Origin of the sequence: Rhodanobacter denitrificans (assembly GCF_000230695.2) — a bacterium.
In the GTDB taxonomy this organism is placed as follows: Bacteria; Pseudomonadota; Gammaproteobacteria; order Xanthomonadales; family Rhodanobacteraceae; genus Rhodanobacter; species Rhodanobacter denitrificans.
Map to the genome: position 1 here is coordinate 1,385,167 of NC_020541.1, position 12,242 is coordinate 1,397,408.

The 12,242-nt window shown below is 68.1% G+C and carries 5 protein-coding genes; 2 read left to right on the top strand and 3 right to left on the bottom strand.

The window, feature by feature from the left end:
- Positions 1-22: 22 nt before the first annotated feature.
- Positions 23-952, bottom strand: coding sequence for an ArsR/SmtB family transcription factor (locus R2APBS1_RS06200; protein ID WP_015447263.1), 930 nt, complete (start codon positions 950-952; stop codon positions 23-25).
- Between the two features lie 132 nt (positions 953-1,084).
- On the opposite strand from R2APBS1_RS06200, the gene R2APBS1_RS06205 reads away from it, so the two are divergent.
- Positions 1,085-2,245 (top strand): acyl-CoA dehydrogenase family protein, encoded by a 1,161-nt coding sequence (locus R2APBS1_RS06205; RefSeq protein WP_015447264.1) that lies wholly within the window; start codon positions 1,085-1,087, stop codon positions 2,243-2,245.
- 174 nt (positions 2,246-2,419) lie between these two features.
- On the opposite strand, the gene R2APBS1_RS06210 is transcribed toward R2APBS1_RS06205, so the two are convergent.
- Positions 2,420-5,587 (bottom strand): multidrug efflux RND transporter permease subunit, encoded by a 3,168-nt coding sequence (locus tag R2APBS1_RS06210; RefSeq protein ID WP_007512811.1) that lies wholly within the window; start codon positions 5,585-5,587, stop codon positions 2,420-2,422.
- A 12-nt stretch (positions 5,588-5,599) separates the two neighbouring features.
- Positions 5,600-6,787, bottom strand: coding sequence for an efflux RND transporter periplasmic adaptor subunit (locus R2APBS1_RS06215; protein ID WP_015447265.1), 1,188 nt, complete (start codon positions 6,785-6,787; stop codon positions 5,600-5,602).
- Between the two features lie 521 nt (positions 6,788-7,308).
- Here R2APBS1_RS06215 and R2APBS1_RS06220 point away from each other — a divergent pair.
- Entirely contained in the window at positions 7,309-12,237 is a 4,929-nt protein-coding gene (locus R2APBS1_RS06220; protein WP_015447266.1) for an NAD-glutamate dehydrogenase, read from the top strand.
- The last annotated feature ends 5 nt before the right edge of the window (positions 12,238-12,242 follow it).

Here is a 12,242-nt window from a genome sequence, read left to right on the forward strand (position 1 = left end):
TGATTGAACGGTGCAGCTGTGTTCAGGCGCTCTTGCGCGCCAGCAGGCTGATCACTTCGAAATGCGGCGCCTTGCGCTCGCGGCTGAGCCGGTTGCAGCTGAGTACGTCGAGGCCGGCGGCGCGGGCGTAGCCGTCGAGCCGCTCGCCGCTGAAACCGAGGTTGCGGTGGTCGAACGGCTCGACCGCGGCGCGGTGGTCGTGCTGGCCCAGGGTCACCGCGAGCAGACGGCCGCCGGGGCGCAGCAGGCGTGCAGCCTCGGCCACAGCCCTGGCCGGGTGCTCGGCGTAGGTCAGAGCGTGCAGCATCAGCACCAGGTCAAAACGCTGGTCGCCCAGCTCCAGCGCATGCATGTCGCCGCGGACCACGCGCACGTTGGCGAACGTCTTCAGCCGTTTCGCCGCGGCCGCGACGACGCGCTCGCTGGAATCCACGCAGACGATGGAGTGCGCGTGCGGCGCCAGCAGTTCGGCGGTGATGCCGTCGCCGGAGGCGATGTCGAGCACGTCGCCGGTCTCCAGCAGCTGCAGCAGCGAGCGGGCCAGTGTTTCCCAGGTGCGGCCGGGGGAGTAATGGCGTTCCATGTCGCCGGCCACGGTGTCGGCCCAGCCTTCCTCGCGGGCGCGGTTCGCCAGCACGCCGGGCAGGCGCGCCGAGTCCTCGCGCAGCAGCGCGTCGTCGATGCTGGTGCGCAGCGAGACCAGCAGGGCGTGCTGCGCCGCGTCGCCCTCGTTGTTGGCGCGGTAGTAGGCGGAAACGCCGGCGCGGCGGTCGCGCACCAGGCCGGCTTCCTTCAGCTTGGCCAGGTGGGTGGATACCCGCGGCTGTGCCAGGTGCAGCACCGCGGCCAGTTCGGCCACGGTGAGTTCCTCGTGTTCGAGCAGGGCCAGCAGGCGCACGCGGGTGGGGTCGGCCAGCAGGCGCAGCACGCTGGAAGCGGTGGCCAGATCCATCGGTTATCCCTGTATCGCGATACAAAGATGTACAGGCTAGGCCGGGCCTTGCCATGCGTCAAGCGCACATCGGCGAGCCGGCAGGCCATTTCCCGCTAAAATCGGCGGCTTGATTGCCTTCAGGAGCCGCCCGTGGATTTCCGTTTTACCGAAGACCAGTTGTCGATCCAGTCGATTGCCCGCGACTTTGCGCAAAAGCGCATCGTGCCGGTGGCCGCCGAGCTGGATGCGAAAGGCGAGTTCCCGCTGGAGAACATCCGCGAGATGGGCAAACTCGGCCTGATGGGCATCGAGGTACCGGAAGCCTACGGCGGCGCGGGCATGGACTCGATTGCCTACGTGCTGGCGATGATCGAGATTGCCGCCGCCGACGCGGCCACCGCGACCGTGATGAGCGTGAACAATTCGCTGTTCTGCAACGGCATCCTCAAGCACGGCAACGAAGAGCAGAAGCAGAAATACGTGCGCGCGATCGCCACCGGCGAGGCAATCGGCGCCTACGCACTGACCGAGCCGCAGTCCGGCTCCGACGCCTCGGCCATGCACACCCGCGCCACCAAGAATGCCAACGGCGACTGGGTGATCAACGGCAAGAAGAGCTGGATCACCTCCGGCCCGGTGGCGCGCTACATCGTGCTGTTCGCCATCTCCACGCCGGGCATCGGCGCCAAGGGCGTGTCGGCCTTCATCGTCGATACCCAGCTGCCGGGCTTCCACGCCGGCAAGACCGAGCCCAAGCTGGGCATCCGCGCCTCGGCCACCTGCGAGATCGAGTTCACCGACTACGTGCTGCCGAAGGAAAACCTGCTCGGCGACGAGGGCAAGGGCTTCTCGATCGCGATGGGCGTGCTCGACGCCGGCCGCATCGGCATCGCCTCGCAGGCGGTGGGCATCGCCCGCGCCGCGTACGAGGCGACCTTGCAGTGGTCGCGCGACCGCAAGGCCTTCGGCCAGCCGATCGGCACGTTCCAGATGACCCAGTCGAAGATCGCCGACATGAAGTGCAAGCTGGATGCCGCGACCTTGCTGACCCTGCGCGCGGCGTGGACCAAGGGCGAGACCGAGAAGCACGGCGGCCGCTTCGGCACCGAGGCGGCGGTGGCCAAGCTCACCGCGTCGGAAGCGGCGATGTGGATCAGCCACCAGGCGGTGCAGATCCACGGCGGCATGGGCTATTCGAAGGAGATGCCGCTGGAACGCTACTTCCGCGACGCCAAGATCACCGAGATCTACGAAGGCACCAGCGAGATCCAGCGCATGGTGATCGCGCGGGCGGAGACGGGGCTGCGCTGATTGCCGTCATGCAGGGTAGAAGCCCGCTGGCGGGCGAGGCTCTTTTCACGGGATTCGGGATTCGCGCAGATAAAAGCATCGCCCGCCAGCAGGCTCCGACGTAGGGCATTGGCGGTGGTGCGAGCATGAAAAAAGCCCGGCATGGCTGCCGGGCTTTTTCATGCTCGTGGCGGATCAGACGCCACGCTTTGGGTCGGAGTCGAACGTGTGCGGCCCGTGGATGCCCGGATGCTCGTGGCCGTCCAGCTTGTCGCCCAGCAGGCGCCGCACCACCACGTAGAACACCGGAATCAGCAGCACGCCGAGCAAGGTGGCGAACAGCATGCCGCCGATCACGCCGGTGCCGATCGCGTGGCGTGCATTGGCGCCGGCGCCCGAGGAGACGAACAGCGGGAACACGCCCAGGATGAACGCCAGCGAGGTCATCAGGATCGGGCGCAGGCGCAGGCGGGCCGCCTCGATCACGCCTTCGCGCAAGGTGCGGCCATGCGCCTGCTGTTCCACTGCGAACTCCACGATCAGGATCGCGTTCTTCGCCGCCAGGCCGATCACCGTGATCAGGCCGACCTTGAAGTAGATGTCGTTGGGCAGCCCGCGCAGCAGGGTGAACACCACCGCGCCGAGCAGGCCCAGCGGCAGCACCAGCAGCACCGACACCGGGATCGACCAGCTCTCGTACAGCGCCGCCAGCGCCAGGAACACGATCACGATCGACAGCACCATCAGCAGCGTGGCGGCGTTGCCGGAGAGGATTTCCTGGTAGGACTGGCCGGTCCAGTCGAAGCCGTAGCCCTTGGGCAGGTCGTTGCCGACGATCTTCTCCATCTCGGCCATCGCCTCGCCCGAGGCGTGCCCCGGCGCCGGCGAGCCGACGATCTCCACCGCCGCATAACCGTTGTAGCGGTTCAGCGAGGGCGAGCCCATCTGCCAGTTCGCGTGCACCACGTTGGACAACGGAATCATCGCCGGCGTGCCGGCGGCGGTGGTTTGCGTGCTGGGCGTGAAGAAGTGCTGCAGCGCGTCCGGGCTCATCCGGTAGGACGAGTCGGCTTGCATGATCACGCGCTTCACGCGGCCGCCGTAGGTGAAGTCGTTGACGTACACCGGCGCCAGCATCAGGCCGACCGCGTTGTAGATGTCGCCCACCGACAGCCCCATCGACTGCGCCTGCACGCGGTCCACGTCCAGTCGCAGCTGCGGTGCGTCCTCCAGCGCGTTGGGCCGCACGCCGGTCAGCAGCGGGTCTTGGCTGGCCTTGCCGAGCAGCGTGTTGCGCGCCTGGGTCAGCGCCTCGCGGCCGGCGCCGCTGCGGTCCTGCAGGTACATGTCGAAGCCGCCGAACTGGCCCAGGCCCTGCACCGTGGGGATGTTCACCACGAAGATGCGCGCGTCGTGGATCTGGAACAGCGACCGGTTGGCGCGCTGGATGAAGTCTGCCGCGGTGCCCTGGCGCTCGGACCAGTCCTTGAGCTTGATGAAGGCCATGCCCGCGTTCTCGCCGGCCCCGATGAAGCTGAAGCCGGTCACCTGCAGCACGGTATCGACCGCCGGATCCTTCTTGAGGATCGTCAGCATCTGGCCCATCACCTCTTCGGTGCGCTGCTTGGTGGAGCCGGGCGGCAGCTGGATGACCGACATCGCGTAGCCCTGGTCCTCCTCGGGCAGGAAGCTGCCGGGCAGGCGGGTGTACAGGAAGCCGCCCAGCACCGCGACCAGCACGAACACGAACATCCAGCGCGGCGCATGCCGCACCGCGTTGCCGACGTGGCCGGTATAGGTGTGCGTGGCCCACTCGAAGAACTGGTTGAACTTGCGGAAGACGATGTTCTTCTTCTTGTGGTGCTCCGGCTGCAGGAAGCTCGCGCACAGCGCCGGGGTGAAGGACAGCGCCAGGAAGGCCGAGAACGCCATCGACACGGCGATGGTCAGCGCGAACTGCTTGTAGATGATGCCCGAGGCGCCCGGCTGCAGCGCCGAAGGCACGAACACCGCCGTCAGCACCACCGTGATCGCCACCACCGCGCCGGTGATCTGGCCCATCGCCTTGCGCGTGGCTTCCTTCGGCGAGAGGTTCTCTTCGGTCATGATGCGTTCGACGTTCTCGATCACCACGATCGCGTCGTCCACCACGATGCCGATCGCCAGCACCATGCCGAACAGGGTCAGCTGGTTGATGGTGAAGCCGAGCACCAGCATGCCGAGGAAGGTGCCCAGCAGCGCCACCGGGATCACCAGCGTGGGGATGATGGTGGCGCGGAGGTTCTGCAGGAACAGCAGCATCACCAGGAACACCAGCACGATCGCCTCGACCAGCGTGTTCACCACCTCGTCGATGGAGATCTTCACGAAGGTGGTGCTGTCGTACGGGCTGAACCAGCTCACCCCCGGCGGAAAGCCGGGAGCCAGCTCGTCCATCTTGCCGCGCACCGCGGTGGCCACGTTCAGCGCGTTGGCGCCGGGCAGCAGCTGGATCGCGAAGGCGCCGATCGGCTTGCCGTCGACGGTGGTGTTGAAGCCGTAGTTGCCGGGGCCGAAGCTGATCCGGGCGACGTCGCCGAGCTTGACCGTGGTGCCGTCGGGGTTCGCGCGCAGGATGATGCCGGCGAACTGCTCCGGCGTGGTGAAGCGCCCTTCCGTCGACACCGTGGCGGTGAAGCCCTGGCCGGGCAGGGCCGGGTCGGCGCCGATCGAGCCGGCGGCGAACTGCACGTTCTGCGCGCGGATCGCGTTCAGCACCTGCGTCGCCGACAGGCCGTAGCCGTGCAGCTGGTCCGGGTTGAGCCAGATGCGCATGGCGTACTCGGAGCCGAACTGCTGGGTGCTGCCCACGCCCGGCACGCGCGCGATCTGGTCGAGCACCTGCGAGCCGACGATGTCGCCCAGGCGGTCGCGGTCGATGTTCGGGTTGTCGGACTTGAGCGCCACCACCATCAGGAAGCCGGCGTTGGCCTTGGCCACCACCACGCCCTGTTGGGTCACTTCGCTCGGCAGGCGCGGGGTGGCCAGCGCCACCTTGTTCTGCACCTGCACCTGGGCGATGTCCGGGTCGGTACCGCTTTCGAAGGTCAGCGTGATGCTGGCGCGGCCGCTGGCGCTGGAGGAGGAGCTGAAGTACAGCAGGTGGTCGATGCCGGTGAGCTGTTGCTCGATGACCTGGGTGACCGCCTTTTCGGTGGTCTCGGCGCTGGCGCCGGGGTAGGAGGCGCCCACCGTCACCGAGGGTGGCGCGATGTTCGGGTAGGACTCCACGCCCAGGTTGAGGATCGCCAGCACGCCGCCCAGCGAGATCAGGATAGCCACCACCCAGGCGAAGATCGGGCGGTCGATGAAGAAACTCGGCATGTTCGCTCTCCCTTACTTGCCGCGCGCCGGCGTGCCGGCGGCGGCAGGGCCGTGGTTGCCTTCGGCTTGCGGTTTCCACGGCGAGGCCTTGGCCGGCGCGCCTTCCTTCACGTTCTGCACGCCCGACACGACCACCTGGTCGCCCGCCGCGATGCCGTCGGTGACCACCCAGTCGCCGCCGCTGGCGGCGCCGAGGGTGACGTAGTGACGCGCGACCTTGCCGTCCTTGCCGACGGTGAACACGTAGGCGCCCACGGTGTCGCGCTGCACGGCCGCCTGCGGCAGCAGGAACACCTTGTGCTGCTGGCCGAGCTGCGCCTTCAGCGTCACGTACATGCCCGGCAGCAGGCTGTGCTTCGGGTTGGGGATCTGCGCGCGCAAGTTCACCGCGCCGGTGGCCGGATCGACCGTGGTGGAGGAGAAGTCGACCGTGCCGGTTTCGGCATAGCTGCTGCCGTCGGGCAGGGCGACCTGCACGCTGGCCTTGTTCGGTTCGGCCAGGGTGACGTTGCCGCTGGTCTGCGCACGGCGCATCTGCTCCATGTCGGCCACGCTCAGGGTGAAGTTCACGTAGAGCGGGTCGATCTGGTCGACCGTGGTGAGCAAGGTGGCCTCGCCGTTGCCGACCAGGGCGCCCTCGGTCACCTGCTGCTGGCCGGCGCGGCCGTCGATCGGCGCGGTCACGCTGGCGTAGCCCAGGCTGATGCGCGCGGCCTGCACGTTGGCGCGTGCCGCCTGCACCGCGGCGGCCGCGGTGCGCTCGGTGGCCAGCGCGTTGTCCAGGTCGGACTTCGAGATGTAGCCCTTCGGCGCCAGCTCGCGTGCGCGTTGCGCGTTGATCCTGGCGTTGGTGTCGGTGGCCTGCGCCTGCGCTTGCGAAGCCTCCGCTGCGCTCAGCGCCGCCTTCAGCGGGGCCGGGTCGATCTGGAACAGCAACTGCCCCCGCTTGACGTCGGTGCCTTCCGTATAGGCGCGCTTGAGCAGCACGCCGGCCACGCGGGCGCGCACGTCGGCGCTGCGGTAGGGCGAGAGGCGACCGACCAGATCCCGCGTCAGCGGCGAGTCCTGCGGCTGCACCTGGACCACGCCCACTTCCGGTGGCGGCATCTGCGGCGGCCCCTGCTCCTTGCCTTTGCCGCAGGCGGCCAGCACCAGCAGGCTCAGGCACAGCAAGGGTGTGCTCAGTGACGAGGACTTCATGGGAACTCCAGAACTTGTTCGAACGGGGATGGGGGTGACGCCGGAGTGCGTTGCGGGCTTGCCGTGGACGGGATACCGCATCGCGCTCCGCATGTCCTGTGTCATAGGTTGGTACGAGGGGGGCGATCGCGCCTGGAAACGGCGCCTGTTCCGCCAAGCGCCGTACCAGGCGGCCTGCGAAGCAGGCTATACCGGTCAGTTTACATTTTGTGGGCGCTGCGAATCCAGTCATTGACAGGGGCGTGGCGATCTGGACGCATGCCCGCGGATGCGTCGCAGAGGATCGCATGCCGCATCCGTCGCGCGAGCGTGCCGAGCGGCCGAGCTTTTTCCCGCCGCTCGCCGGGTGTCGACGCGCGATCCGCGGCATCGCGAAAATCGGTCGCGGGAAGGCACGAAACCATGCGCGTGTGCATGGTCGCGGCGGGCCGCGCGGCTGGATTCGCCCTGCCGTGCGGCGTATCCTTCCGAGGCTTTTTACCTGCCTCACCCATCATCGTCTCCACCAATCAGAAGATGCCATGAATGCGACCCCTGCAGCGAACGACCCTTCCCTTTCGTCAGTAGTACTCGCAGAGCTGAAAAAGGGCGGTTTTCCGCCCGCGCGCCTGAACGAGGCGCAGGTTTTCTGCGAGGCTTTCTTTGCACGCATCGGGGGCGGCGACGCGCATCTGCACACACCGGTGCAGTGGGCGGCGCTGGTCGGCAGCCTGCTGGAGTTCATGCAGCAGCGCCGCGGCGGCCATGCCAGCGTGCGCGTGCTCAACGCGGCTGACGGGCATGCCGGCCGCAGCCTGCTGCAGATCGTCACCGACGATATGCCGTACCTGGTCGACACGGTCAGCATGATCGTCTCGGCGAAGCTGCAGATCCATGCGGTGATCCATCCGGTGCTGAAGGTGGCGCGCGATGCTTCCGGCAAGCTGCTCGGCCTGGGCGGCGACGCCGGCAGCGCCGAATCGCTGATGCATTTCGAGATCGACCGGGTCGCCGATGCCGCCGAGCAGTCGCAGCTGGAAGCGCGGGTCGCGGCTGCGCTGGACGACGTGCGCGCCGCGGTGGGCGACTGGTCGGCGATGCGCGACAAGGCGCTGGCGGTCGCCAACGAACTGCCGCAGCGCAAGCTGCCGCTGGACGCGGCCTCGGTGCAGGAGGCCAGCGAGTTCATGCGCTGGATCGCGGCCGACAACTTCACCTTCCTCGGCTACCGCGAATACGAAGTCGCCGACGCCGACGGCGACCGCGTGCTGCGCGCGGTCGATGCGTCCGGCCTGGGCATCCTGCGCAAGAGCGATCGCTCGATGGCGCCGCGTTCGCTGCGCACGCTGGCCGCCAGCGAGCTGCCGCAATCGGGCGCCACCGACGCGATCATCCTGACCAAGACCAACGCGCGCTCGCACGTGCACCGCAGCGGCTACATGGATTACATCGGCGTGCTGCAGTTCGGCGCCGACGGCCGCGCGGTGGCCGAGCAGCGCTTCCTCGGCCTGTTCTCCTCCAACGCCTACATGGCCCGCCCGCAGGACGTGCCGCTGGTGCGGCACAAGGTGGAAACCGTGCTGGCGCGCTCGGGCCTCAAGCGCGATTCGTACTCCGGCAAGTCGCTGCGCCACATCCTGGAAACGCTGCCGCGCGAGGAGCTGTTCCAGAGCACCGAGGACGAGCTGTTCGCCACCGCGATGGGTATCCTCGAACTGCGCCAGCGCGCGCGCACGCGGCTGTTCATGCGCCGCGACCGCTACGGCCGCTTCTTCACCTGCATGGTGTTCGTGCCGCGCGACCGCTTCAACACCTCGGTGCGCGAGCGCATCGAATCGCTGCTGGGCGCGGCGCTGCATGCCGAGCAGCGCGATTCCTCGGTGCAGATGGGCGAGGCCGTGCTGGCGCGGCTGACCATCGTGCTGCGGCCGAAGATCGGCGACCAGCCGTCCTACGACCTGGCCGAGCTGGAGCAGGGCGTGGCCGGCATCGTGCGCAACTGGCACGACGAGGTGCGCGACGCGCTGGTGCGCCTGCGCGGCGAACATGAAGGCGTGGTGCTGGCCAACCGCTACGCGCGCGCACTGCCGGCCGGCTACGTCGAGGACGTCAGTCCGGCGGTGGCCGCCGAGGACGTGTACCAGCTCTCGCAACTGGCCGGCGACAACGCGTTGCGGATGTCGTTCTACCACCCGCCGAAGGCGCCCGAGACGCTGCGCTTCAAGGTCTACCGCTCCGGCGGCGACATCGCGTTGTCCGAAGTGCTGCCGCAGCTGGAGAACCTCGGCCTGCGCGTGCTCACCGAGCACGTCTACGACGTTTCCGGCGAGGCGCCGCTGTCGATCCAGGATTTCGAGGTGCAGCCGGTCGGCAAGCTCACCTTCGGCGTGGAGCAGGTCGGCGCGCTGTTCGAGGACGCGTTCGAGCAGATCTGGCGCGGCAACGCCGAGAACGACGGCTTCAACCGGCTGGTGCTCGGCGCCAAGCTGGGCTGGCGCCAGGTGGCGATGCTGCGCGGCTACTGCAAGTACTTGCTGCAGACCGGCGCCACCTTCTCGCAGTCGTACATGGAGGAAACCCTCAACCGCTATCCGGCGGTGGCCGGACTGCTGGTGGAGTTGTTCCTGGCCAAGTTCGATCCGCGCCGCGAAGCGCTTTCCGCCGACGAGCTGAAGGCTGCCGGCGCGACCCTGGTCGCCGAGATGCTGGCGCTGATCCCGGCCAACGTGCAGGCCACGCAGCCGGGCCTGATCGGCGAGCTGGGCGCGTCGTTGTCGAAGCCGCGCGACGCGCAGGTCCAGGCGGTGGAGAACGTGATCGGGATTCTGCTGGAGAACGTGGCCAGCCTCGACGAGGACCGCATCCTGCGCAGCTTCATGAAGCTGATCCGTGCCACCTTGCGCACCAGCTTCTTCCAGCAGTGGGACGGCGCCTACCGCGACTACATCAGCTACAAGCTCGACTCGCACCTGCTGCCCGACCTGCCCAAGCCGGTGCCGTACCGCGAGATCTGGGTGTGCGCGCCGCGCGTCGAGGGTATCCACCTGCGCTTCGGCGCGGTGGCGCGCGGCGGCCTGCGCTGGTCCGACCGGCGCGAGGATTTCCGCACCGAGGTGCTGGGCCTGGTCAAGGCGCAGATGGTGAAGAACACGGTGATCGTGCCGGTCGGTTCCAAGGGCGGCTTCTTCGTCAAGAAGTCCCCGCCCGCCAGCGACCGCGACGCGGTGCTGGCCGAGGGCATCGCCTGCTACCGCCTGTTCATCAACGGCCTGCTCGACATCACCGACAACCTGGTCGACGGCAAGGTGGTGAACCCGCACGACGTGGTGCGCCACGACGCGGACGACCCCTACCTGGTGGTGGCCGCGGACAAGGGCACCGCCAAGTTCTCCGACATCGCCAACGCGATCTCGATCGAGCACAACTATTGGCTCGGCGATGCGTTCGCCTCCGGCGGCTCGCACGGCTACGACCACAAGGGCATGGGCATCACCGCCAAGGGCGCATGGGAGTCGGTCAAGCGCCACTTCCGCGCGCTCGGCCGCGATTGCCAGAGCGAGGACTTCACCTGCGTCGGCATCGGCGACATGTCCGGCGACGTCTTCGGCAACGGCATGCTGCTGTCCGAACACACCCTGCTGCTGGCCGCGTTCGACCATCGCCACGTGTTCCTCGATCCGAACCCGGACGCGGCCCGTTCGTTCGTCGAGCGCAAGCGCATGTTCGACGTGCCGCGCTCGAGCTGGGACGACTACGACAAGTCGCTGATCTCCGCTGGCGGCGGCGTGTATCCGCGCAGCGCCAAGTCGATCCCGATCTCGCCGGAAGTGCGTGCAGTGCTGGGGCTCAAGCCCGACGTCGAGCATCTGGCGCCGAGCGACCTGCTCAGCGCGATCCTGAAGGCGCCGGTGGACCTGTTGTGGAACGGCGGCATCGGCACCTACATCAAGTCCTCCGGCGAAACGCATGCCGAGGTGAGCGACCGCGCCAACAACGCGCTGCGCATCAACGGCGCCGACGTGCGCGCGAAGATCATCGGCGAGGGCGGCAACCTGGGCATGACCCAGAAGGGCCGTATCGAGGCGGCGCAGAAGGGCGTGCTGCTGAACACCGACTTCATCGACAACTCCGCCGGCGTGGACACCTCCGACCACGAGGTGAACATCAAGATCCTGCTCAACGACGCCGTGCAGCGTGGCGAGCTGGGTTTCGATGCGCGCAACGCACAGCTCGCCGCGATGACCGACGAGGTGGGCCAGCTGGTGCTGTGGGACAACTACCGGCAGAACCAGGCGATCACCCTGATGGAGCACCAGTCGATCGGCCGCATCGGCTCGATGGCGCACTTCATCCGCACGCTGGAGGCCGAGGGCACGCTGGACCGCCAGGTCGAGAACCTGCCGTCGGAGGCCGAACTGACCGAGCGCAAGAGCCGCGGCCTGGGCCTGACCCGGCCGGAGCTGGCGGTGCTGCTGTCGTACGACAAGATCCGCCTGTTCCAGCAGCTGCTGGACTCGGACGTGCCGGAAGACCCGTACCTGTCGAAGGAACTGGTGCGCTACTTCCCGCTGCCGCTGCACGAGAAGTACGCCGCGCACATGCAGCGCCATCGGCTGAAGCGCGAGATCATCGCCACTGCGGTGACCAACTCGACGATCAACCGCATGGGCGCCACCTTCATGATGCGCATGCAGGAAGACACCGGGCAGGGCCCGGCGGCGATCGCCAAGGCGTATACCGCGGCGCGCGAGATCCTCGAGGCGCGCGAACTGTGGGCGCAGATCGAGGCGCTGGACGCCAAGGTCGCCGAGGACACCCAGATCGACGCGATCAAGCAGATCTGGTCGCTGCTGCGCCACATGACGCGGTGGCTGCTGAACCGTCCCGGCGGCTCGCTCGACATCGCCGCCAACGTCGAGCGCTACCAGGCCGGCGTGTCGACCCTGCGCAAGGCGCTGCCGGAGGTTCTGACGGCGACCGGCAAGGGTGATTTCTCCTCCAGCCAGGAGAAGTGGGAAGGCCTGGGCCTGCCGGCCGAGCTGGCGCTGCGGATGGCCCGCATGCCGGAGCTGCGCGCCGCGCTGGACATGGTCGAGGTGAGCCAGCTGAGCGGCCAGCCGATCGGGAAGGTGGCCGGCGTGTTCTACGAGCTGGGCGAGGCGCTGGACCTGGAGTGGCTGCGCGACCAGATCGAGGCGCTGCCGGTGGAAGGTCACTGGCACGCCCAGGCGCGCGGCTCGCTGCTGGACGAGCTCAACCACCAGCATCGGGCGTTGTCGCTGCAGGTGCTCAATCTCGGCGGCGGCAGCCAGCACGTCTCGCCGGTGCAGGCGTGGCTGCAGCGCGACGACGCCACGCTGCAGTACACCCGCGGCATGCTGGCCGAGATCCTCACCCAGAACGCGGACTACCCGATCGCCTCGGTCGCCGTCCGCCGCCTGGCGCAGCTGGCGCAGGTGCCGGTGGTCTGAGCCGG

Coding starts and splice junctions, on each gene's coding strand:
- R2APBS1_RS06215 (WP_015447265.1), bottom strand. CDS start 6,787: ATGAAGTCCTCGTCACTGAGCACACCCTTGCTGTGCCTGAGCCTGCTG.
- R2APBS1_RS06220 (WP_015447266.1), top strand. CDS start 7,309: ATGAATGCGACCCCTGCAGCGAACGACCCTTCCCTTTCGTCAGTAGTA.
- R2APBS1_RS06210 (WP_007512811.1), bottom strand. CDS start 5,587: ATGCCGAGTTTCTTCATCGACCGCCCGATCTTCGCCTGGGTGGTGGCT.
- R2APBS1_RS06200 (WP_015447263.1), bottom strand. CDS start 952: ATGGATCTGGCCACCGCTTCCAGCGTGCTGCGCCTGCTGGCCGACCCC.